At 48.9% G+C, this 22,488-nt stretch carries 26 protein-coding genes; 8 read left to right on the forward strand and 18 right to left on the reverse strand.

Annotated elements, in window-relative coordinates:
- Positions 1 to 401 precede the first annotated feature (401 nt).
- Positions 402 to 875, reverse strand: coding sequence for a bacterioferritin (bfr, locus tag DBY90_RS03005; protein WP_003755415.1), 474 nt, complete (start codon positions 873 to 875; stop codon positions 402 to 404).
- Positions 876 to 897: 22 nt separating this feature from the next.
- A complete protein-coding gene (bfr, locus tag DBY90_RS03010; protein ID WP_003755417.1) occupies positions 898 to 1,362 on the reverse strand; it encodes a bacterioferritin in 465 nt (154 codons plus the stop codon).
- A 634-nt stretch (positions 1,363 to 1,996) separates the two neighbouring features.
- Here bfr (DBY90_RS03010) and typA point away from each other — a divergent pair.
- Complete coding sequence (typA, locus tag DBY90_RS03020; protein ID WP_070492989.1) at positions 1,997 to 3,808, forward strand: translational GTPase TypA; 1,812 nt, start codon at positions 1,997 to 1,999, stop codon at positions 3,806 to 3,808.
- 85 nt (positions 3,809 to 3,893) lie between these two features.
- Here the strand turns inward: typA and DBY90_RS03025 are convergent, their stop codons facing one another.
- From DBY90_RS03025 to DBY90_RS03050, 6 genes are all read right to left on the reverse strand, one after another.
- On the reverse strand, positions 3,894 to 4,790 hold the full coding sequence (locus DBY90_RS03025; protein ID WP_107986516.1) for an IS3 family transposase: 897 nt from the start codon (positions 4,788 to 4,790) through the stop codon (positions 3,894 to 3,896).
- Complete coding sequence (locus tag DBY90_RS03030) at positions 4,694 to 5,044, reverse strand: helix-turn-helix domain-containing protein (RefSeq protein WP_234405092.1); 351 nt, start codon at positions 5,042 to 5,044, stop codon at positions 4,694 to 4,696. The genes DBY90_RS03025 and DBY90_RS03030 overlap by 97 nt, the downstream gene beginning before the upstream one ends.
- A 198-nt stretch (positions 5,045 to 5,242) precedes the next feature.
- Positions 5,243 to 5,779 (reverse strand): hypothetical protein, encoded by a 537-nt coding sequence (locus DBY90_RS03035; RefSeq protein ID WP_070491536.1) that lies wholly within the window; start codon positions 5,777 to 5,779, stop codon positions 5,243 to 5,245.
- Positions 5,780 to 5,935: 156 nt separating this feature from the next.
- The gene (lipA, locus tag DBY90_RS03040; protein WP_070538959.1) at positions 5,936 to 6,922 is read right to left on the reverse strand and encodes a lipoyl synthase; all 987 of its coding nucleotides are present in this window, start codon (positions 6,920 to 6,922) and stop codon (positions 5,936 to 5,938) included.
- Positions 6,922 to 7,539, reverse strand: a complete 618-nt coding sequence (lipB, locus tag DBY90_RS03045) for a lipoyl(octanoyl) transferase LipB (protein ID WP_070491531.1) — start codon at positions 7,537 to 7,539, stop codon at positions 6,922 to 6,924. The genes lipA and lipB overlap by 1 nt, the downstream gene beginning before the upstream one ends.
- Position 7,540: 1 nt before the next feature.
- Positions 7,541 to 7,807 (reverse strand): HP0495 family protein, encoded by a 267-nt coding sequence (locus tag DBY90_RS03050; protein WP_016687581.1) that lies wholly within the window; start codon positions 7,805 to 7,807, stop codon positions 7,541 to 7,543.
- A gap of 200 nt (positions 7,808 to 8,007) precedes the next feature.
- Between DBY90_RS03050 and lon the strand changes: the two genes are divergently transcribed.
- Positions 8,008 to 10,470, forward strand: coding sequence for an endopeptidase La (gene lon / locus DBY90_RS03055; RefSeq protein ID WP_070491529.1), 2,463 nt, complete (start codon positions 8,008 to 8,010; stop codon positions 10,468 to 10,470).
- A 184-nt stretch (positions 10,471 to 10,654) separates the two neighbouring features.
- Complete coding sequence (locus DBY90_RS03065; RefSeq protein WP_003677477.1) at positions 10,655 to 10,924, forward strand: HU family DNA-binding protein; 270 nt, start codon at positions 10,655 to 10,657, stop codon at positions 10,922 to 10,924.
- Positions 10,925 to 11,013: 89 nt separating this feature from the next.
- On the opposite strand, the gene DBY90_RS03070 is transcribed toward DBY90_RS03065, so the two are convergent.
- From DBY90_RS03070 to DBY90_RS03090, 5 genes are all read right to left on the reverse strand, one after another.
- A complete protein-coding gene (locus tag DBY90_RS03070; RefSeq protein ID WP_070491527.1) occupies positions 11,014 to 11,397 on the reverse strand; it encodes a VanZ family protein in 384 nt (127 codons plus the stop codon).
- Positions 11,394 to 11,600 carry a hypothetical protein gene (locus DBY90_RS03075; protein WP_003742447.1) on the reverse strand — a complete coding sequence of 69 codons (207 nt, stop codon included), beginning with the start codon at positions 11,598 to 11,600 and terminating at the stop codon, positions 11,394 to 11,396. Before DBY90_RS03075 ends, DBY90_RS03070 begins: the two co-directional genes overlap by 4 nt.
- Positions 11,601 to 11,627: 27 nt before the next feature.
- Complete coding sequence (gene pth / locus DBY90_RS03080) at positions 11,628 to 12,206, reverse strand: aminoacyl-tRNA hydrolase (protein ID WP_070491525.1); 579 nt, start codon at positions 12,204 to 12,206, stop codon at positions 11,628 to 11,630.
- A gap of 66 nt (positions 12,207 to 12,272) precedes the next feature.
- Positions 12,273 to 12,548, reverse strand: coding sequence for an RnfH family protein (locus DBY90_RS03085; RefSeq protein ID WP_049227709.1), 276 nt, complete (start codon positions 12,546 to 12,548; stop codon positions 12,273 to 12,275).
- Positions 12,541 to 12,972 (reverse strand): type II toxin-antitoxin system RatA family toxin, encoded by a 432-nt coding sequence (locus DBY90_RS03090; protein WP_070491522.1) that lies wholly within the window; start codon positions 12,970 to 12,972, stop codon positions 12,541 to 12,543. The genes DBY90_RS03085 and DBY90_RS03090 overlap by 8 nt, the downstream gene beginning before the upstream one ends.
- A gap of 227 nt (positions 12,973 to 13,199) precedes the next feature.
- Here DBY90_RS03090 and DBY90_RS03095 point away from each other — a divergent pair, with 227 nt between their 5' ends.
- Entirely contained in the window at positions 13,200 to 14,609 is a 1,410-nt protein-coding gene (locus tag DBY90_RS03095) for a tetratricopeptide repeat protein (RefSeq protein ID WP_070491520.1), read from the forward strand.
- Between the two features lie 335 nt (positions 14,610 to 14,944).
- Here the strand turns inward: DBY90_RS03095 and hpnC are convergent, their stop codons facing one another.
- Positions 14,945 to 15,760 carry a squalene synthase HpnC gene (gene hpnC / locus DBY90_RS03100; RefSeq protein WP_070491594.1) on the reverse strand — a complete coding sequence of 272 codons (816 nt, stop codon included), beginning with the start codon at positions 15,758 to 15,760 and terminating at the stop codon, positions 14,945 to 14,947.
- A 104-nt stretch (positions 15,761 to 15,864) separates the two neighbouring features.
- Positions 15,865 to 16,428, reverse strand: a complete 564-nt coding sequence (locus DBY90_RS03105) for an RBBP9/YdeN family alpha/beta hydrolase (protein ID WP_070491518.1) — start codon at positions 16,426 to 16,428, stop codon at positions 15,865 to 15,867.
- 214 nt (positions 16,429 to 16,642) lie between these two features.
- On the opposite strand from DBY90_RS03105, the gene crcB reads away from it, so the two are divergent.
- Entirely contained in the window at positions 16,643 to 17,005 is a 363-nt protein-coding gene (gene crcB / locus DBY90_RS03110) for a fluoride efflux transporter CrcB (RefSeq protein ID WP_070491516.1), read from the forward strand.
- A gap of 105 nt (positions 17,006 to 17,110) precedes the next feature.
- Here the strand turns inward: crcB and ispD are convergent, their stop codons facing one another.
- Both ispD and dnaQ read right to left on the reverse strand, forming a co-directional pair.
- The gene (gene ispD, locus DBY90_RS03115; protein WP_070491514.1) at positions 17,111 to 17,800 is read right to left on the reverse strand and encodes a 2-C-methyl-D-erythritol 4-phosphate cytidylyltransferase; all 690 of its coding nucleotides are present in this window, start codon (positions 17,798 to 17,800) and stop codon (positions 17,111 to 17,113) included.
- Positions 17,797 to 18,519: a DNA polymerase III subunit epsilon gene (dnaQ, locus tag DBY90_RS03120; protein WP_099048553.1), complete on the reverse strand. Its 723-nt coding sequence runs from the start codon at positions 18,517 to 18,519 to the stop codon at positions 17,797 to 17,799. Before dnaQ ends, ispD begins: the two co-directional genes overlap by 4 nt.
- 393 nt (positions 18,520 to 18,912) lie before the next feature.
- Here dnaQ and DBY90_RS03125 point away from each other — a divergent pair, with 393 nt between their 5' ends.
- Both DBY90_RS03125 and DBY90_RS03130 read left to right on the forward strand, forming a co-directional pair.
- Complete coding sequence (locus tag DBY90_RS03125; RefSeq protein ID WP_003742463.1) at positions 18,913 to 19,395, forward strand: hypothetical protein; 483 nt, start codon at positions 18,913 to 18,915, stop codon at positions 19,393 to 19,395.
- 169 nt (positions 19,396 to 19,564) lie between these two features.
- On the forward strand, positions 19,565 to 20,008 hold the full coding sequence (locus DBY90_RS03130; protein WP_234405093.1) for a DUF4124 domain-containing protein: 444 nt from the start codon (positions 19,565 to 19,567) through the stop codon (positions 20,006 to 20,008).
- Between the two features lie 83 nt (positions 20,009 to 20,091).
- On the opposite strand, the gene purM is transcribed toward DBY90_RS03130, so the two are convergent.
- Entirely contained in the window at positions 20,092 to 21,126 is a 1,035-nt protein-coding gene (purM, locus tag DBY90_RS03135; RefSeq protein ID WP_070491512.1) for a phosphoribosylformylglycinamidine cyclo-ligase, read from the reverse strand.
- Positions 21,127 to 21,331: 205 nt separating this feature from the next.
- Between purM and DBY90_RS03140 the strand changes: the two genes are divergently transcribed.
- Positions 21,332 to 22,402 carry an AI-2E family transporter gene (locus DBY90_RS03140; RefSeq protein WP_070491510.1) on the forward strand — a complete coding sequence of 357 codons (1,071 nt, stop codon included), beginning with the start codon at positions 21,332 to 21,334 and terminating at the stop codon, positions 22,400 to 22,402.
- The last annotated feature ends 86 nt before the right edge of the window (positions 22,403 to 22,488 follow it).

Below are 22,488 nucleotides of genomic sequence, written 5' to 3' on the forward strand. Positions count from 1 at the left end.
GTCAGATAGAATTTATAGGTAGAAGAAATTTACCTTTGCAGAATAGCACTTTAGCTCTATGAAGTGTAACGATTGGCGGAGATGTGAACGTTTACCCGATATTTTTTTGACTTACATCAATGAGAACAGTTATTACTTAAAACTACATTTTATTTTTCAATCCCTTAGCGTGTAAACAAGTGTAGAATATAAAATTAAGCCCTGAAAACTTGTCCGGTTTTCAGGGCTTTTGTATGGGGTTGGGGTTTCATGGGGTTACATATTCTTTAGAAGAAGGTAAGTCGTCTGAAAAACTGAAATACTGTTTTTCAGACGAGCTTGATGAAAAGAAAAACGGCATATCCGAAAAGATATGCCGTTTATGGGTGCAGGGACTGCTATATTTGGCAGTGGTTTGTGTTTTAGTCCTCTTGCGCCGCTGTTTGCAGGTAGTTCGGCAAACCGACTTTGCCGATTAGCTCCTGCTGGGTTTCGAGCCAGTCGATGTGTTCTTCGTTGATGTCTTTTTGTTTTTCCAACAAATCACGGCTGACGTAGTCTTGCTGTTGTTCCGCGATGGCGATGGCAGCGATGAGGGCATCGTGTTTTTCCTGTTCTTTCGTCAAATCGCAGGACAGGATTTCCTCAGTTGATTCGCCGATCAGCAGCTTGCCCAATTCTTGCAGGTTAGGCAGGCCTTCCAAGAACAAAATACGCTCGATTAAATCGTCTGCGGATTTCATTTCGCGGATGGACTGTTTGAAGAAATGTTCGCCCAATTCTTCAAAGCCCCAGTTTTTCAAAATGCGGGCATGCAGGAAGTATTGGTTGATGGTAACCAAGAGCAAGCCCAAGTTTTTGTTCAGCTCGCGGATAACTAAGCGATCGCCTTTCATTTTCAGCTCCTTATACGCTTAATTACAGTTGGCTTTGGTAGTAGTTGCCTTCGCCGACGAGCTCGATCAGACGCAGTTGTTGTTCCAGCCAGTGGGCGTGATCTTCTTCAGTGTCTTTCAACTGGGCAATCATCAAATCACGGGTAACGTAGTCTTGTGCTTCTTCGCACAGTTTGATGCCTTTTTTCAAAGCATCGCGTACTTCGTATTCGGTGTTCAAATCTGCTTTCAGGCAGGAAATCACGTCGGTACCGATGTTCAGTTCGGCACGGGTCATTTTAGGCGTACCGCCCAGCATCAGGATACGGCGGATGAAGTCTTCGGCGTGGGTGGTTTCTTCTTCCATCTCATGATTCAAACGTTCGAACAGTTTGTTGTAGCCCCATTCGGAGTACAGGCGTGAGTGGATGAAGTATTGATCGCGTGCAGCCAGCTCGCCGGACAACAGTTCGTTCATATAATCGATAACAGCTTGATTGCCTTGCATAATTCTTTCTCTTTCTTTGAAATTGTAAAGTGTCTGTAAAAAACATTGCGTGTTGTTTCTTGATGGCTGAATTGTATGCAAAAGCCTGACGCTTGACAAATTTTCTATTTAAAATACAAACAATTATCAAAAGAAACAGAAGCCTTAAAAGGTCATCTGAAAATTCAATATCTTGTTTTATATAGATATTTATTGTCATTGGTATTAAGAATCCATTTCAACATTCAAAAATATTTACACTCTTTAACCATAAATAAAAGCAAATAAATTACAAAACCCAATCAAATTTTATTATTAATTATTCTCAAATGCTTTTATAGTGGATTAACTTTAAATCAGGACAAGGCGACGAAGCCGCAGACAGTACAGATAGTACGGAACCGATTCACTTGGTGCTTCAGCACCTTAGAGAATCGTTCTCTTTGAGCTAAGGCGAGGTAACGCCATCCTGGTTTAAAGTTAATCCACTATATCGTCAAACTGTGCCGCAGTACGCATATAGTGAATGACGGTTGAACCAGGACAAACGCCGTACCGATTCAAATTTAATCTGCTCCCCCTCCGTTCGATAAGATGAACCGTGATATAATCGCGAGTTACTTTTTGATAAAAATCATTTGAAATACATATCACCATGAAACAAATTCGCAACATTGCCATCATCGCACACGTCGACCACGGCAAAACCACATTAGTTGACCAACTGCTGCGCCAATCCGGTACATTCCGCGCCAACCAGCAGGTTGACGAACGCGTGATGGACAGCAACGACCTTGAAAAAGAACGCGGCATTACCATCCTCGCCAAAAACACCGCCATCGATTACGAAGGCTACCACATCAACATCGTCGATACCCCGGGACACGCCGACTTCGGCGGCGAGGTGGAGCGCGTTTTGGGTATGGTGGACTGCGTCGTATTGTTGGTGGATGCGCAAGAAGGTCCGATGCCGCAAACCCGTTTTGTAACTAAAAAAGCCTTGGCTTTGGGGCTGAAACCGATCGTCGTCATCAATAAAATCGACAAACCTTCCGCCCGTCCGAGCTGGGTCATCGACCAAACTTTCGAACTCTTCGACAACTTGGGCGCAACCGACGAGCAGTTGGACTTCCCGATTGTCTACGCTTCCGGTCTGTCCGGTTTCGCCAAACTGGAAGAAACCGACGAGAGCAACGACATGCGTCCGCTGTTCGACACCATCTTAAAACACACGCCTGCACCGAGCGGCAGCGCGGACGAAACGCTGCAACTGCAAATTTCCCAACTTGACTACGACAACTACACCGGCCGCCTCGGCATCGGTCGTATCTTGAACGGACGCATCAAACCCGGTCAAGTCGTTGCCGTCATGAACCACGATCAGCAAATCGCCCAAGGCCGCATCAACCAGCTTTTAGGTTTCAAAGGCTTGGAACGCATACCGCTTGAAGAAGCCGAAGCCGGCGACATCGTGATTATTTCCGGTATCGAAGACATCGGTATCGGCGTAACCATCACGGACAAAGACAATCCCAAAGGCTTGCCGATGTTGAGCGTAGACGAACCGACGCTGACCATGGACTTTATGGTAAACACCAGCCCGCTGGCGGGTACCGAAGGCAAATTCGTGACCAGCCGCCAAATCCGCGACCGCTTGCAAAAAGAGTTGCTGACCAACGTCGCCCTGCGCGTGGAAGATACTGCCGATGCCGACGTGTTCCGTGTATCCGGCCGTGGCGAGCTGCACCTGACCATTTTGCTGGAAAACATGCGCCGCGAAGGCTATGAACTGGCAGTCGGCAAGCCGCGCGTCGTTTACCGCGATATCGACGGTCAAAAATGCGAACCTTATGAAAACCTGACCGTGGACGTACCCGACGACAACCAAGGCGCGGTAATGGAAGAACTCGGTCGCCGCCGCGGCGAACTGACCAATATGGAAAGCGACGGCAACGGCCGTACCCGCCTCGAATACCATATTCCCGCGCGCGGTTTAATCGGTTTCCAAGGCGAATTCATGACACTGACTCGCGGTGTCGGTCTGATGAGCCATGTATTCGACGACTATGCACCCGTAAAACCCGATATGCCCGGCCGCCACAACGGCGTACTGGTTTCCCAAGAGCAAGGCGAAGCCGTCGCTTATGCCTTGTGGAACTTGGAAGACCGCGGCCGTATGTTCGTATCGCCCAACGACAAAATCTACGAAGGCATGATTATCGGCATCCACAGCCGAGAAAACGATTTGGTCGTCAACCCGCTCAAAGGCAAAAAACTTACCAACGTCCGCGCCAGCGGCACCGATGAAGCCGTGCGCCTGACTACGCCGATCAAGCTGACGCTGGAAGGTGCGGTCGAGTTTATCGACGATGACGAACTAGTGGAAATCACGCCACAATCCATCCGTCTGCGCAAGCGTTACCTGAGCGAACTGGAACGCCGCCGCCATTTTAAAAAGCTGGATTGATTCAACCAGACTGTTGATGAAATGAAAAAAGGTCGTCTGAAAATTTGAACTGGCCCCCAAATCTTGGACACTCATAAAAGCCTATTCAGGCGCTCTGTGTAAGCTGGGTTCTGTATGCGACAGGACTCAGCTTTTTCAATTTCAAACTGCAACGCTCGCAGTTGTAGTAATCCATATAGTCATCTATCTGTTTCATCAATTCATCCACCGTCAATTCCCCTGCACGATAGAAACACTCCGTCTTCAACACCGCAAAGAAGCTTTCCATCGGCGCATTGTCCCAGCAGTTCGCCTTACGCGACATGCTTTGAACCATGGAATGCTGGGCAAGCAATTCCCTATACCCCGCCGTACGGTACAGCACACCTTGGTCGGAATGAAGCATCGTTCCTTTATCAGTCAGACGGGGTGCGGCTTTTTCGAGCATTTCCTTCACCATGTCGCTGTTAGCATTGCGGCTCATGGCGTAGGCGACGATCTCGCGGTTGAACAGGTCCAATATCGGCGAGAGGTACAGTTTGCCGTCGCTTCCTTTGAGTTCGGTCACGTCGGTCAGCCATTTTTCGTTGGGCTTTCGGGCTTTGAACCGGCGTTTGAGGAGGTGTTCCGATATTTCGCCCATGGCGGGATGGCGGTAGGCTTTTTTCGCCCGTATAAGGGCTTTCAGTTCCAACTGCGTCATCAACCGCGCTGCTTTTTTGCGGTTCCAACCCAATGCTGCGGCAATGCGCCTTTGCCCGTAGCGTCCTTTATGCCGCCGGTAGGTTTCGATGAGGAGGGCTTTGTCGGCTGCGTCGGGGTCAGGCCGGTCTTGGTGGTGGTAGTAAAAGCTGCTTTTGGGCAGGTTTGCGATGTGCAGCAGGTATTTGAGCGGGTGTTGCGCCCTCAGTGTTTGGACGGTTTGGCTTTGTCCTTTTCGGTCCGCTTTTGGCTGAGGGCTTTTAACTCCTTTAGGTAGGCAACCTTTGCGCGCATATAGCACAACTCTTCGATAAGCTCTGCCTGTGTTTTTTCGTGGTCGGGTTTGTCGGCGATGAAGGGGTTTTTGCGGTGGTCGGCCATGGTTTTGGATTGGGGATGTTCGAGTGCGCCGATGCCACCTTCTTGATAGGCGCGTATCCATCGTCGCAGGTGGGTTCGGGAGATGCCGTAGTGGTCTGCGGTACGCTGTTGGCTGCGTATATGCAGGTAGTGGAGTACGGCTTGGTATTTGAAGTGTAATGTATATTTGCTCATAAAAAAACTGCACCTTGTGAGTTGGGGGGGATGTGTCCAACTTTTGGGGTGCAGTTCAAATTTTCAGACGACCTTTTATTGTTTGCTATTCGTTCTTGTACAAACTTTCCGTTTGTTCTCCCATTTAGGCGAGCCAGAACGGTCAGGTTTGTTTTTCAATCAGAAAGCCTATCAATCAGCCCCACTCAACCGCGCCCGCTATCTGTTTTCTCCGTATTTTTCATGCAGATTTCGGTTTTCATCTTTCAACCATTCATCCCAATCAGGACGCAGGTGGCAGAGTTCTTTATTCCAATACAGACAGTCCCAAGCCATGCTGCGCGAGGCTTCGGTATCTCGTTCAAGCATTCGGGCGACAAAAGGTTCGAGCGTTTGCGCGCTTTTGAACATACCGCCGTATTCGCCGTAAGTGCGGCAGGTTTCAGGATGGAGCGTTTCCATCAGCGTTTCGATTTCGCCTTGCAACGCAAGCCATGAACCGTTTACCTCGTCTAAAGCAAGCACATCTCGCAGCCAATGTTTGATGTTTTCCAAACCTTGAAAGCGCGGGTCATGCCACAGTAGGCGCAAGGTTGCGAGTTGACTTTCGGCTTCGGTCCGACCTTGCGGATTATCGTGATCGAAAAGGAAAACGAGTTCGTACAAGGCACGGTTGCGCTGTTTCTCCGGCAGTGCAAGTAAAATGTCGCAGACTTGTTCGGGAGTTTGCCAAAGTGGGAGTTGAGAGATGTTCATAGGCTTTAGGGTCGTCTGAAAACCAACGAGAGGGACTAAGGGGCGATTTAGTTGATTTTTGCAATGAGGCTGCTTTTGAATTCAAAGTGTGTAAATTGCGAGGTCGTCTGAAAACCGATTTCAGACGACCTTTTTCTTTTTTATTAGTGACGGTTATTAATGATGACTGCAACCACCGCCATGACTTTCGCGCAATGCTTCGGCAGCCTGTTCGTCGGCATGGTAGCTTGAGCGGACCATGGCGCCGATGGCGGCGTTGGTGAAGCCCAGTTCGTACGCTTCTTTTTCAAAGATTTTGAACTGGTCGGGCGTGACATAGCGCAAGACGGGCAGGTGTCCGTCTGAAGGCTGGAGGTACTGGCCGATGGTAATCATCTCGATATTGTGCGCCCGCATATCGCGCATGATTTCACGCACGTCTTCGTCCGTTTCGCCCAAACCGACCATGATGCCGGATTTGGTCGGGATGTGCGGCATCATTTCTTTGTAGCGGCGCAGCAGGTCGAGGGAATGCTGATAGTTGGCACCCGGACGGGCTTTTTTGTACAGGCTCGGATGGGTTTCCAAGTTGTGGTTCATTACGTCGGGCGGGGTTTCGGCAAGGATTTTCAGTGCGATATCCAAGCGGCCGCGGAAGTCGGGAACGAGAATTTCGATTTTTGTGTTCGGACTGGTTTCGCGGATGGCTTTGATGCAGTCGGCGAAATGTTGAGCACCGCCGTCGCGCAGGTCGTCGCGGTCAACAGAAGTGATGACGACGTAACGCAGGTTCATGGCTTTAACGGATTCTGCGAGGTTTTTCGGTTCGTCAGGGTCGAGCATATTCGGACGGCCGTGTCCCACGTCGCAGAACGGGCAGCGGCGGGTACAAATATCGCCCATAATCATGAAGGTTGCCGTGCCTTTGCTGAAACATTCGCCGATGTTCGGGCAGGAGGCTTCTTCGCAAACGGTGTGCATTTTTTGCTCACGCAAAATGTCTTTGATTTCAAAGAATTTGCGTGACGGGAGTTTGGCACGTATCCATTCGGGCTTTTTCAGTTTTTCCTGAAGGGGGACGACTTTGATCGGAATGCGGGCGGTTTTGTCCGCGCCTTTGAGTTTGACGCCGCGTTTGGGATCGTCAACTTTGATTTCGCTCATTAATTGTTCGCTTTCGGTGTGAGTTGTGTCTCGAGGTGTGCGGTCAGTTTTTGTGCGACCTCGTCCAAGGAGGGGCAGGGTTGGACAAAATCCGCGATTTGCGTCATTTCCATGCCGGCATAGCCGCAGGGATTGATGTGGGTAAACGGGCTTAGGTCCATGTTTACGTTTAATGCCAGACCGTGATAGACGGAGCCGTCTTTAATACGCAAGCCAAGTGAGGCGATTTTGCGCTCGCCGACATAAACGCCGGGGCGTTTCGGGTCTGCCGCCGCTTCGATTCCGTATTCCGCCAACGTGGTGATGATGCTGTTTTCAAGCGCGGAAACGATGTTGCGGACGCTGGTTTTGCGGCGTTTGAAGTTGATCATGGTGTAAACGACCAACTGACCAGGACCGTGATAGGTGATTTGCCCGCCCCGGTCGATTTGCACGACGGGTATATCGTCGCGAATCAGGAGGTGTTCGGGTTTGCCCGCCAAGCCTTGCGTGAAGACGGGCGGATGCTCAACCACCCATAATTCGTCTTCGGTATGTTCGTCGCGGGCTGCGTTGAACGCTTTCATGGCTTCGAAAGTCGGCTGGTACTCGACCATGCCTTTATGCACGATTTTCATATCAGTACACTACTTTTACCATTTCGTGATCGGTCAGGGCGCGGTAGATTTTGTCTAATTGCTCTTTGCTGTCAACGTTTACTTTGACGGTCGCGCCGGTATAGTTGCCTTTGCTGCTCTGGCGGGTGGTGATGTGGTGGGGTTCGGTATCGGGCGCGTGTTTGCGGACGGTTTCTAGAATATTTTTTTCAAATTCGGGATGCGAATCGCCCATGACTTTGATTGGGAATTGGCAAGGGAATTCGATTAGTGAGGTTTGGTCGGTCATGGCTGACTCCTGATGTGCTGTATGCCGAGAGGTCGTCTGAAAAGTTTCCAGCCTTTCAGACGACCTCGAATGGCGTGTATTTTATCGCAAAAAGTTGCCGATAAAAATAGAAGCGTACATCGGCTTTTTCAAGTCTTGAAATACGCTTTTCCATCCCAATTTAAGCGACATTCCGAATTTATTACCAAGTAGAGAACAATATGCCGACAAAAGAAAAACATTTTGAGGAATACAGCGCATTGGCAACCCTGCCTTTACGCGATGTCGTCGTTTATCCGCATATGGTGTTGCCGCTGTTCGTAGGCCGCCCGAAATCCATTGCGGCATTGGAAGCGGCAATGGCGAATGACGATCCGGTGTTTTTGCTGGCGCAAATCGACCCGAACACCGAGGATCCGACGGCGTCTGATTTGCACCGTACGGGTACGGTCGCGCAGGTTTTGCAGGTGTTGAAGTTGCCTGACGGTACAGTGAAAGTGTTGGTCGAAGGTATCCGACGCGGCAGAGTGTTGACCATTGAAGAGAGCGGCGGGTTGTTCCTGTCTCATGTCGAAGCTGTCGATGAGTATGCGGATGCGGACAATCCCGATATTGAAGCCATTCGCCGCACGCTGCTTACCCAGTTTGACCAATACGCCAAGTTGAATAAAAAAATCCCTGCCGAAATCATCAATACCATCAATGGCATCGATGATAACAGCCGTTTGGTGGACACGATTGCGGCGCATTTGCAGTTGAAACTGGAGCAGCGCCAACAGATTTTGGAAACCTTCGGCATTATCGGCCGTATGGAGTTTCTGCTTGCCCAGTTGGAATCCGAACTGGACATCATGCAGGTCGAAAAACGCATTCGCGGTCGCGTTAAACGCCAGATGGAAAAATCCCAGCGCGAATATTATCTGAATGAGCAAGTGAAAGCGATTCAGAAAGAATTGGGCGAAGAAGACGAACGCGGCGAACTGGATGCGTTGGAAGCAAAAATCAAAGAAGCGGGCATGACCAAAGAGGCTGAAGAGAAATGTCTGTCCGAACTGAAAAAGCTGAAAATGATGCCGCCTATGTCTGCGGAATCCACTGTCGTGCGCAACTATATCGATACTTTGCTTGAGCTGCCGTGGAAGAAAAAATCCCGTGTCAGCAAAGACATTGCCAAAGCCGATTTGGTGTTGAACGCTGACCATTACGGCTTGGAAAAAGTCAAAGAGCGGATTTTGGAATACCTCGCCGTCCAAAAGCGTATGGACAAGCTCAAAGGTCCGATTCTGTGTTTGGTCGGTCCTCCAGGTGTGGGTAAAACCTCATTGGGCGAGTCCATCGCCAAAGCAACAGGCCGCCAATATGTTCGCATGGCTTTAGGCGGCGTGCGCGACGAAAGCGAAATCCGCGGACACCGCCGCACCTATATCGGTTCTATGCCCGGCAAAATCCTGCAAAACATGGCTAAAGCGGGTGTGAAGAATCCGCTGTTCCTGCTCGATGAAATCGACAAGTTAGGCAGCGACTTCCGCGGCGATCCAGCCAGCGCGTTGCTTGAGGTGCTCGATCCTGAGCAAAACAACAAGTTTGCCGATCATTATGCGGAAGTGGATTATGACTTGAGTGATGTGATGTTTATCGCCACATCTAATAGTCTGAATATCCCGACTCCATTGCTCGACCGCATGGAAATCATCCGTTTGTCCGGCTATACCGAAGACGAAAAAATCAATATCGCCATGCAGTATCTCGTGCCGAAACAAATGAAACGCAACGGCGTGAAAGAAGGCGAATTGGTGGTCGAAGAAAGCGCGGTGCGCGATATTATCCGTTATTACACCCGTGAAGCCGGTGTGCGTTCGCTCGATCGCGAGATTGCCAAAATCTGTCGTAAGGTGGTGATGCAGATTACCTTGAACGAAGATAAGAAGAGGTCGTCTGAAACCAAGAAAACCAGCAAAGCCAAGCCTAAGGCGGTTAAAGTCAATGAGAAAAACCTGCATGACTATTTGGGCGTGCGCCGTTTCGATTACGGCGTTGCCGAAAGTGAAAACCGCATCGGACAGGTTACCGGTTTGGCGTGGACGGAAGTCGGCGGCGAATTGCTGACCGTCGAGGCTGTGGCATTGCCAGGTAAAGGCGTGATTCAGTGTACCGGCCAGTTGGGCGATGTGATGAAGGAATCCGTGTCCGCAGCATGGTCTGTTGTCCGTTCCCGTGCAGAATCAGTGGGTTTGGCTCCTGATTTTTACGAGAAAAAAGACATCCATGTTCACGTTCCCGAAGGTGCGACGCCGAAAGATGGTCCGAGCGCAGGTATCGCCATGACCTTGGCGATGGTGTCTGCCTTTACCAAAATTCCGGTGCGCGCCGATGTGGCGATGACGGGCGAAATCACTCTGCGCGGCGAAGTCTTGCCAATCGGCGGATTGAAGGAAAAACTGTTGGCAGCCCTGCGCGGCGGTATCAAGCATGTCCTGATTCCGAAAGACAACGTTAAAGACTTGGAAGAAATCCCTGAAAATGTGAAAACCGGTCTGACCATCCATCCTGTCAAATGGATAGATGAAGTTCTCACTTTGGGCTTGGAAAGTCAGCCTACACCTTGGGTTGCGCCTTTAAGTACCGAAGAAACGCAAGTTGAAGCCGCAAAGCCTAAGTCAAGGGCGAAAGCGACCAAACACTGATTTTGTAAAAAATGTGTTGCAAAAGATGCGGGTTTGCCGTGGAAGCCTGTAAAATAGGGCAATTCCGCATTTTTTGCTTGACACAGTATTTTCAGAATTGCTATAAAGCGCAAAGGTACTTAAAAGTACGAAGCCCCGAGTATTCGGGCATTTCATTATTTTCAACGATAGGAAGGGACTGATTGTGAATAAGTCTGAATTGATCGAAGCAATTGCTCAAGAAGCCGGTATTTCTAAAGCTGCCGCTCAAAAAGCTCTGGATGCCACTACCAATGCTGTAACCAACGCTCTGAAAAAAGGCGATACCGTCACTCTGGTCGGTTTCGGTACTTTCTACGTTGGTGAGCGCGCAGAGCGTCAAGGCCGTAACCCTAAAACTGGCGAGCCTCTGACCATCGCTGCTGCTAAAACTCCTAAATTCCGTGCCGGTAAAGCATTGAAAGATGCTCTGTAATTTTCCCTTGTAAAAAACCGATTCCATATGGGGAATCGGTTTTTTATTTTATAGACTGCCTAAGAAGTTTTCAGTATTCGAATATGGCATCAGATAGGCTTTTGATTCTGTAATTTCGCACTCTCTACCTTTTTGGCAAACCATAAGGCAGCCATTGTGCCAAGCATATCCGCTATTCCGTCTCCAAGTGAACCTTCCCTTGTCGTTGTAAACGTTGCTTGAGCCCATTCGCTAAAGAAGGCAAACAATAAGGCGAATATCAATAGTTTTTTATAAGGTACGCGTTTTTGCTCGGATAAAAAGATTTTGGCTATTAACCATGTTTGTGCAAAGAATGTAATGAAATGGGCAACCTTGTCGAAATTGGGGAAGGGAGGGGGAGTATTGCCGGACTCTTTGAAAAGTAATGCGTAAATACTTGCTGCAAACCAAGCCGCTGCTAACAAGGTAAACTTATTCAAAGGCAGTTTCATTGTATTTCCTCATCCAGCCATTTTTGGCAGATGGCGGACAAACGGATAAATTTACCCCCCCGTTTGTCCAGTTCATCACGCCATAGTTTGACTTCTTCAATGGTTGGTGCTTCGTCCAAGCTGCATTCGTATAAGAAAAAATCCAGTGTTTCTTCTACCGTTCCGACAGATTCTGTTTTAATTACTTCAAGAAGCTCATTCATCGTTTGCTCCTAAAGGTCGTCTAAAAGTCATTTGCTGTGTAAAAAACGTACGGCTTCTTCCCATTCTCCGGCTAACAGCATGGGAACGGCTTTTAATGATTTATTGATGGCTTCATCAATTTGCTGCCTGTGTTCCGGGCTGGGTTTATTCAGGACATAGCCGACAACCAGATTTCGGTCTCCCGGATGATCGATACCCAAGCGCAGGCGGTAAAAATCAGGCGTTCCCAAGCGTGCCTGAATGTCTTTTAAGCCGTTATGACCGCCGTTTCCTCCACCTAATTTAAATTTTATCCTACCGCACGGAATATCCAGTTCGTCATGGACGACCAGTATTTCTTCGGGCTTGATTTTATAGAATTGCGCCAGCGCGGCTACTGCTTGACCGGAGCGGTTCATAAATGTTGCCGGTTTTAAAAGCCATAAGTCTGAGCCGGATATGCTGATGCGGGCTACTGAGCCGAAGAATTTTTTTTCTTCTTTTAAAGTGGCTTTATATTGCCATGCCAATTCGTCGATAAACCAGAATCCGGCATTGTGGCGCGTTTGTTCGTATTCCGCACCGGGGTTTCCCAGTCCTACAATCATTTTGATTTTATTTGACATTGTGTTTCCTCAAAGAGAGGTCGTCTGAAAACAGCAACAGGTTTTCAGACGACCTTTTCAAGCATTTTATTGGGTTTTACCGACCCGTTTGCGTCTTGCTTCTTTCGGGTCAATCAGTAAAGGGCGGTATATCTCGATACGGTCTCGGTCGCGCAACAAAACGTCGTCTTTGACTCTTTTTCCAAAGATACCCAGAGGGGCCGCATTCAAATCCAATTCAGGAAAATCTTTATCCAAGCCGCTTTGAAGCACAGCTGTCCTTGCGGTTGCTCCTTGCTCAATACGGATTGAGCGTAATATCTGTTTTTCAGCCGTTCCGTAGACAATTTCGATTTCAAGCATAGCGTCTGTCTGCCTCTTTGACGAATGCGTCGACCAGCGTACTGGAAAGGTGGTTGAATACGGGGGAAATGACGGTAGAAAGCAGCATATTGGAAAAATCATATTCCAAACGAAATTCGATTTTACACATATCTCCGCCCAAATCGATAAACTTCCATGTACCGCGTAAGGTTTTAAAAGGGCCTTCCAGCAAGTCCATACGGATTTCCGATCCGGGAATGTTGTGGTTGTGTGTCGCAAAAGATTGACGCACACCCATATAGTCCATGAACAGCCGTGCTTTGAGTTCTTTATCTTTGCGCTCTATGACCTCGGTTTTACTGTACCAGGGGAGAAAGTTTGGATAGTCCTCAACTTTATCGACCAAGTCGAACATCTGTTTTGCGCTGTGCAGCACCAATACGTTTTTTTCAACCTTTTTCATGGTTAAAACGGCCCGAAAGAAAAATCGTATTATAAACGAGTTTACCGTCTTTTTCAGACGACACTTCACCGTGTTATATATCTGATAATAAGATGATTATTATAATAGAATAAACAGGAAGGCGAAATTCTGATAAACTTGCGCGACTTGGCCGTCGGTTGGCTTGTATAGCATAAAACAAGAAAAATTAATTATCCGGCGCATTTTAGACAAATCGGATTATAAAAATGAATACTGCTGACACATTTTACAGGGAAGCAATTTCACATTTGACTAGGACACCTCCTGATTTTGAGGCAGCCGTTCCTTTGTTGCGTCAGGCTGCGCAAGCCGGGCATGCGGAATCCGCATTTCAACTGGCAGGCTGTCTGTTGCAGGGCTTGGGAATTTCGGCGGATAGGCAGGCAGGTATCAGACTGATGCAGCAGGCTGCGGGAAGCGGGCATCCTTATGCTCGATACAATCTGCTCCAGATTCAAGAATCACAAGGCATGCCTTTCAATACATTGATGGCGGCTTACAAGGAGCTGGCTGAAGAAGGTATCATTCATGCCCAGCTTAAACTGATGCGGAGTTTGCATGACGGTGGGCGGCATGAAGAGGCGTTGCAATGGGCGTACATGGCTGCCGCTCAGCATCATCCGCAGGCATTATACTTTTTAGCGCAACACCATCAATATGCCTCACCTCCCGATTTTGCTCAGGCACATTTGTTTTACCGACAAGCTGCGGAGCAGGATTTTCCTGCAGCACATTGGCAGCTGGGACTGCAATATAAATTAGGACAGGGAACCGACCCGAACAAGCAGCTTGCCGTCGTTCATCTGCGCCATGCCGCTGATAGCGGGATTGCTGCCGCACAAACCATGTTGGCAGATTTACTGCTGGAAACTGATCCGCAAGAGGCCATACACCGTTTGAAGGCTGCGGCAAGAGGAGGCAGCAGCGACGCACAGGTAAGATTGGCAGAAATTTACCTCTTGGGAAAATGGGTGGAACGCAATACCGGCAAGGCTCATGTGTATGCGGAAAAAGCGGCTGCACAGCAGCATTCCGAAGCCTTAAGGATTTTGGGCGATATTTACCGTTATGGTTTGGGTGTGGTTCCCGATCCTATCAAGGCACGGCGCTATTACCGTCAGGCAGCGGATAAAGGAAATATCCAGGCACATCAGAAACTGCTTGCCGATATTGCCTTGGGCAATAAACCCGATGAATATGCCGAAGCAAAAGAAAAAGCCTTGAAGAAGCAGGAAGCAGAGCAACTTTATCAGCAGGCGTTTGCCGCGCATTATGGTTTGAACCGCCATCCCGATCATTCGGAAGCGTTGAGGCTGTATGAGAGTTCGGCTTTATTGGGTCATGGGAAGGCGCAGACCAATTTGGGCATGATGTATTACAACGGACATGGTACGGCTCAGAATTATGCCAAGGCGGCAGAATGGTTCGAAAAAGCGGCTCTAAATCATGATGCAATGGCGCAATATAATCTTGCCTGCCTTTATTTTAACGGAACGGGCATAGCGCATGATGCAGATGAAGCTTGTAGATGGTTGGAGGCCGCCATCCGCAACGGACACGATCAGCCTGAGGTATTGAAGCAGCTTTTGGCGCAATGGCGGCAGGCTGCGGCTTAAGCCGACCGCCGGCATTTCAATAGATCATAAATCGAACGTCGTCTGAAAACCGTCAGGCTTTCAGACGACGTTTGATTTATGTATATCCTGATTCAATGAGCTTATGGAGGATTTAACCGGTAGGGCGCGTTGCCCGTTGCCTTGCCAAGTTCAAAGAGAATAATTTTTTCGATTTGAAATTATTGATTAGGTTGGCGATGTACTATTGCTATAAACGGGGCTAAGGTAACTTTTTTCAAGGTACATATTTGATGAGAGGGCTGCGATGAGGTCGTCTGAAAACAGCCTTGAAACCTTCAAGCTGCGTTTTCAGACGACCTTTTGCGCCGGTCGGTTTATTTCTTCAAGAATGCCCGTTTCAGAATAATCAGCCAATCTTTTTTATCCAAAACAGGACGTTGCATAAATACATCGTATTTGCAGCCGTCCAGTTTCTGCAAAATCAGTTGTCCGCCCACAATAATCATCCGCAATTCAAATCCCAAACGGCCTTTCAGCGTTTTACCCAAGGGCGAACCGCCTTTGAGCATTTGGAAGGCGCGGTTGCATTCATAAGACATCAGTCTTTGAAACGCGAAATCCGCTTTTCCTTCTGCAATTTGCGCTTCGCTTACTTTGAATTTTTCCAAATCATCCTTCGGGATATAGACGCGGCCTTTCTGCCAATCGACGGCAACGTCTTGCCAAAAATTGATGAGTTGCAACGCGGTGCAGATGCCGTCGCTTTGGGCGATGCTGACTTCGTCGGTTTGTCCGTACAGGTGCAGCATAATGCGTCCGATTGGATTGGCGGAACGGCGGCAATAGTCGATCAGGTCGCCAAAATCCTGATAGCGGGTTTTGACAACATCCTGACTGAATGCGGACAAAAGATCGTAAAACGGTTGCAGCGGCAGCTTGAAAGGCGCGATGGCTTCGCGTTGCAAACGTTGCATTAACGGAGTCAACGGCGCTTCGCCGCTCTGTATGCGGTTGAGTTCGGATTTAAGTTCGTCCAAAGCACGCAAGCGTTCATCGGCTTCGGCATTGCCTTCATCGGCGAGGTCGTCAGCAGTGCGCGCAAAAGCGTAAACGGCATGGGTGGGTTTGCGCAGGCGGCGCGGCATAATGAGCGAGCCGACGGGGAAGTTTTCGTAATGGTTAACTGACATGATGGATTCGGGATTCAGGTGTTGCAAGTGATAGAATGTCGATTCGTTTTGTGGCGGGCAGATGCCCTGTAATGTGAAATTTGAAGTGTCTGACGGCTGATTTTTTAGCCCGTAAGCATCGGTTTCAATACTTCCCAAGCTTGCGGCAGTTCTGTGAAGCCGTCGGATGCCATCAGGTGTCCGCCTTTGGCGATGTGGGTAACGGGGCTTTTGAGTTTTTCCGCCATACTCAAGGTCAATTCGGGCGGAACGTGGGTGTCGTCGTCGGAGACGATGCAGTGTTTGGGCATTTGAATTTTGCGCAGGATGTCAAATTCCGGCGCGGCGCCTTTGATGTAGCCGTCTAGGGCGGGCAGCGGGGGCAAAGGATCGGCGAATCCTGCTGCCAGTACCAAGCCGCCGATTTTTTCGGGCTGTTGGCGGCTGAGGAAGTGCAGAAGGGTGATGCAGCCGAGGCTGTGTCCGACTAGAAAGGTGTTTTCGTCGGGTTTGCCGATGTGTTGGTCAAGAGCGAATTGCCACGAAGAAACCGTCGGCCGTTCGGGATTGGGCATCGCCAGTGCGTCGGCTTGGAAACCTGCGGCGCGGACTTGTGTCGAGAGCCAGTCAAACCAGTTGCCGTGCGGATTGCCTTCAAAACCGTGTACGATAAAGACGCGTCGGGGCATGTCGATTACTCCTTTTCAGACGACCTGTCGGGTGTGTCGTTTTACTTATTATAACACTCATTGTTTGTTTCAGTTTTATCGTTACCTTTGGTAAGAGCGATTTGAACTTTGGTTGCAATCTAAGCAAGTATGTCTGTTAAAGCTTGGAGAAATCAGTATTTTTATTTTCAGACGACCTTGCGTACGGTAATTTCAGTTTGTCTTTAATTTGATTATGAACTTCTTAAATATTTTTCCGGTTGCCCTAGGTGCGGTTGTTGGCGCGGTATTGCGTTGGATACTTGGTTTGCTGCTTCCCGCTGCGCCGATTTTGGGCTGGGGGACGCTGGCAGCAAACTGGATAGGGGCTTTACTTATCGGATTTTGTGCCGAGTGGGTCGCAGATCCTCAATGGCGTTTGCTGTTGATTACCGGTTTCTTAGGCAGTCTGACCACATTGTCCTCTTTTTCCCTTGAGACGGTGGCTATGATGCAGGAGGGGCGGTGGGTGACTGCTGCATTATCCGTATGCCTCCATGTCGGCGGTTCGTTTATATTGACGGCAGCGGGCATTTGGTTGGCACATTATTTGAAATGAGGCAAAACTGTAGGCGTTGATGTGGCATTACTTGACTGCTTGCCGAAAAAAGGTCGTCTGAAAATCCAAATTCTGGTTTTCAGACGACCTTTTTGTCGAGATTATTCAAGTATTCAAAAGCAGCCGTATGATAAATTCGTCCTGAGGGAGGGTTAATTTGAGATTGCGGATATCACCCTGTACCAGTAGAGGCCTTATGCCCAGTTGTTCTACGGCAGAGGCTTCATCGGTAATACCGTTTAAGTCGGAAGCGGATAGGGCGCGATTCAATAATCCGGCTTGAAAAAGTTGCGGTGTCTGTGCCTGCCATAAGTCTGTACGGGGTACGGTTTCCAGGATTTGTCCGTCGGTATCGGAACGTTTGATGGTGTCGGCTGCGGGAATGGCCAAAATGCCGCCTTCTGCTTTTGTTCCGGCTTCCTGAATCAGACGCGACAGGGCATCTTGGGGCAGGCAGCAGCGGGCGGCATCGTGAACCAAAATATTATCGTGGTTATCCGCCAACCTCTTTTTCATCAGTGTTTGCACACCGTTGCGGACGGTTTCTGCCCGGGTATTGCCTCCGACGTTGAAAACCACTGTCTTATCAGAGGTTGTCTGAAGATGATTAATAAAAGGATCATCAGGTGAGACAATAATAGCGACCAAGTCGATAAACGGATGTTGTGTAAAAATGGCAACCGTATGCTCTAAGACGGTTTTGCCGTGTATCCGGATATATTGTTTGGGTTTGCCTGCACCGAAGCGAGCGCCGATCCCTGCGGCGGGAATCAGGGCGATATGCCGTCTTTTCATACATTCTCTCCGGCGGCTGCCTGCCTCCATATGCAGGCCTCTCCCAGCGCATCGAGATATTTTTCGTGTTCTTCAAGCTCTTCAGCATTGGCTTTGATGACTTTTAAGCGCGACGAACGTTTTGTTTCGGCGATGATGACGGGCTTGTCTTCTTTTTTTTCTTCTTCACCTTCTTCACCCATTAAGTCGAATTGTTGGCGCGTCATCGCCAAATAAACTTCGCCTAAAAGCTCGCAGTCGATTAAAGCGCCATGCAGTACGCGCTTGCTTCTGTCGATGGAGAGGCGGTTGCACAAGGCATCCAGGCTGGCTTTTTGCCCAGGAAACATTTCACGCGCCATCGCCAGCGTATCTGTAATCTCACAACCAAGCTCTTCGACGGAGGGCAGACCCATGCGGCGGAATTCCATATTTAAGAAGCCTACGTCGAATTTCGCATTGTGGATAATCAATTCCGCGCCACGGATAAATTCGCTGATTTCTTGTCCGACCTTTGCAAACGGCGGAGCGTTTTTCTCTTCTAAAACGTCAATCGTCAGCCCGTGTACGCGTGCGGCTTCTTCAGGCATATCGCGCTCGGGATGGACGTAAAGGTGCAGGAAGCGTCCGGTCATTTGGCGGTTGACCATTTCCAGTCCTGCAAACTCGACCAAGCGGTCGCCGTTTTCGGCGTAAAGGCCGGTGGTTTCGGTATCAAGGATAATCTGGCGTCTCATCAAATGCTCCAATGACTAAATGAAAAAATGTCTCGTATCATACTCAAGGAGGGGGTGAAAGTATAGAGTGGTGTTGCTTTGTATTCTTATTGGGATGTTGTTTAGATGAGGGAAAATATTTTAGACAAGTGGGGTATGAGCCGTCTTATGGTTACCAAAAGTAGAAATTGCTGACAATTTTCAGACGAGCGAAAGCAGTTTGTCTTTCAAAAGGCTGATGGATACTAAATCCTGAGTAAAATACTCAACTTTTAAAAAATTAATTTCTTTTTAAATCATTGTGTTATTTCTGTTTTAAAAAATAGTAACAATTATCATTTGCAAAATTAAAAAATACTCGTATAATGCAACTCATCGAAACGAAACGACAGCGCAACAGAACGAAAGGAGAATGAAATGCCGGAAAGTATTTTCAAGCAAGTCTCCCTTGATATTCTGAGACTGCATCAACAAACCATCCGTTCGCTTTTGGCAACCCAATGCTGCAACGATTGTGAAGTTCACGATGTATTCTACATTACGCTGGACGGACGCTATTATGTTTGGCTGCCTTGTATGAATAAGGCAGAGCAAGTAGAAGCCGGCATTTTGCTGATTGAGGACGAAACCAGTGATATTCGTCTGAGCTGGGTGGCAAATACCCGGGAAGTACAGAAAAAAGACAGCTTATATGAAAAAGTTGTTTCTGCTTTACAACGCCGGTTGCGGCAGACGAAAAATAAGTTTATCCAGGCTAAAGATACTTGCCTGCTTGAACTGACCCCGAAGCAGGGGCGTCTGACGACAGGCAGCAGAGATTTATCGCTTTCACCGCATGATTTGATGAAAGCACTTTATCCGGCAACCCATCAATTAAAATCAGGAGGATTTGCCTTGTAACAGTTTTGGTAGTGGTTTGTGTTCCTTTTGCGCCCCTTAAATGTTTAAAGGGGCGATTTTTTTTGCTTTTTGATACACAGTAATCGTCTTGTTATGACATATTATTTAAAATCAAGTACAATATTGTCATTTCAAATTAATCGCTCATCATTTGAATAGGGGAATTTTAATGAAAATGAAACTTTCTGCATTATCCGTATTGGCGGCAGCAGTTTTGTGTTCTTCTGGCGTATTGGCGGCAGACAATGTCTATACATGGAAAAATGGCAAGGGGAACAGCTATTCCGATACGCCGAACCGGCTCCAGCTTGACCGCTCCAATGTGATGAATATCCGTACGCACAGCGTCAAGGCGGCAGTCAAACCCAAATCCGAAGCTGCGGACGAGGGTACGCTGGCAGAGCAACAGGCGAAATTAAATGAGCGGATGTTGGCTAAGAATAAACTGATCGAGGAGCAAAATAAAAAAATTGAGGAAGAAAACCGTAAGAACAAAGAAGACAACTGCCGTATCGCACGAATGAACCAACAGTCTGCCGAGAGTGCGCGCGTTGCTAATCGTGATGATTTGATTAAGCGGTATCAAGGAGATGTTGCCAAATATTGCAATTAATGGGTTACAAAATTTAAAAGGTCGTCTGAAACAGATGGTTTGGCTGTTTCAGACGACCTTTTATTTAGATTCAGGCTTTTGATTTAAGCGACTTGGGTTTGATGTTCGTCGCCGTTGCGCTCGCGGATTTTACCCAAGCGGTAAACCGTTTCACCTTGTTCGGTTAAGAATGTCTGCACCGCGTCGGCATCTTCTTCGGCAATCACGACCACCATGCCGATGCCGCAGTTGAAGGTGCGGTACATTTCTTGCGTTTCCACATTGCCTGCCTGTTGCAGCCATTGGAACAGCTTGGGCAATTCCCATGCTTTGGCGTCGATTTGGGCGACGGTGTTTTCGGGCAGGATGCGCGGCACGTTTTCGGTAATGCCGCCGCCGGTGATGTGCGCCATGCCTTTGATGGTGAATTTTTCCAACGCGGCGAGGATGGGCTTCACATACAGGCGGGTCGGGGCGATGATGGTTTCGCGCAGGGTTTTGCCGTTGTCGAACTCGGCATCCAAATCGGGATTGTCGCGGGCGATGATTTTGCGGACGAGGGAATAGCCGTTGGAATGGGCGCCGTTGGAAGCCAGACCCAACACGATGTCGCCTGCTTTGATGCTGCGGCCGTTGATGACGCGCTCTTTTTCGACCACACCGACGGCAAAGCCCGCCAAGTCGTATTCGCCTTCGGGATACATGCCGGGCATTTCGGCGGTTTCGCCGCCGATGAGGGCGCAGCCGGATTCTTCGCAGCCTTGGGCGATGCCTTTAATGACGTCGGTAGCACGAGCTACGTCGAGTTTGCCGCATGCGAAATAGTCGAGGAAGAACAAAGGCTCTGCGCCTTGAACCAAAATGTCGTTGACGCTCATGGCAACGAGGTCGATACCGACGGTGTCGTGTTTGTCCCAGTCGAAGGCGAGTTTGAGCTTAGTGCCTACGCCGTCGGTGCCGCTGACGAGGACGGGATTTTTGTATTTTTTGCTGATTTCGACCAATGCGCCGAAGCCGCCCAAATCACCCAACACTTCGGGACGCATGGTGCGTTTGGCAAAAGGTTTGATGTTTTCGACCAGTTGATCGCCGGCGTCAATGTCCACGCCTGCGTCGCGGTAGCTCAATGAAGTGCTCATGAAAGGGTTCCTTAATCGTGATTGGGACGGAAAAACGATGGGGCGTATTTTACCTTATTTTGCAGGCGCGGGCTTGGATTTTTCAGTGATTTTGTAAACAATCTGAGGGTTCAGACGACCTCATTTATTCTGTTATACTGGACGGCTAGGGGTCGTCTGAAAACGATTGCAGCGGCTCCCGCTGAAACACACATGGAAAGGTTTTATGTATCAGAAAAAAACGCGCGGCATGAAGCCGTGGATCATTATGGGCTGCGTGATTGCGGCTTTTGTCTGGCTGCTGTACGCGCTGGGCGACATCCTAACGCCGTTTATTGTGGCGGCGGTCTTGGCTTATGTATTGAATCCGCTCGTGGAATGGTTGCAGAAAAAACGGATTAAACGCGCCCCTGCTTCCATGATCGTGATGGTATTGGCGCTGCTGTTGCTGCTGTCGCTGATGCTGATCATCGTGCCTATGCTGATCAACCAGTTCAACAATATGGTCAGCCGCATTCCCCAAATCGTCGATTTTACGCAAAACAAACTATTGCCTTGGCTGAACAATGCCGCAGGCGATTATATGCAAATCGATCAGGAGTCGGTCATTGCTTGGTTGCAATCCCATACGGGCGAATTGAGCAACACGCTCAAGGCTTGGATGCCGACGCTGATGCGCCAAAGCGGCAACGTCATCAGCGGCATGAGCAATCTGATACTGCTGCCGCTCTTGCTGTATTACTTCCTTTTGGACTGGAAACGCTGGTCTTACGGCATCAGCGCGTTGGTTCCGCGCCGCTTTATCGACACTTATACGCGCATCACAAGCAATATGGATGAAGTTTTGGGCGAGTTCCTGCGTGGGCAGTTGATGGTGATGCTGATTATGGGGCTGGTGTACGGGGTCGGGCTGATGTTGGTCGGACTAGATTCGGGCTTCGCCATCGGCATGATTGCCGGTATTTTGGTGTTTATCCCGTATTTGGGCGCATTTACCGGACTGTTGTTGGCTACTGTCGCCGCTTTGCTGCAATTTAGCACATGGAACGGCCTGATTATGGTGTGGATAGTGTTCGGTATCGGACAATTCCTCGAGAGTTTTATCGTTACCCCGAAAATCGTCGGCGACCGAATCGGCCTGTCGCCGTTCTGGGTCATCTTCTCTCTGATGGCTTTCGGGCAACTGATGGGCTTCGTTGGCATGCTCGCCGGTCTGCCGCTTGCCGCCGTAACCTTAGTCCTGTTGCGCGAAGGTGTGAATGCTTATTTCCACAGCCGTTTTTACAAACACAAGTAAAAGGACAAAAAGGTCGTCTGAAATCGGATATGGGTTTCAGACGACCACTTAGCCCTTCTTCGACAGCCATGTTGAACAATTTTGCA

Origin of the sequence: Neisseria mucosa (assembly GCF_003044445.1) — a bacterium.
In the GTDB taxonomy this organism is placed as follows: Bacteria; Pseudomonadota; Gammaproteobacteria; order Burkholderiales; family Neisseriaceae; genus Neisseria; species Neisseria mucosa_A.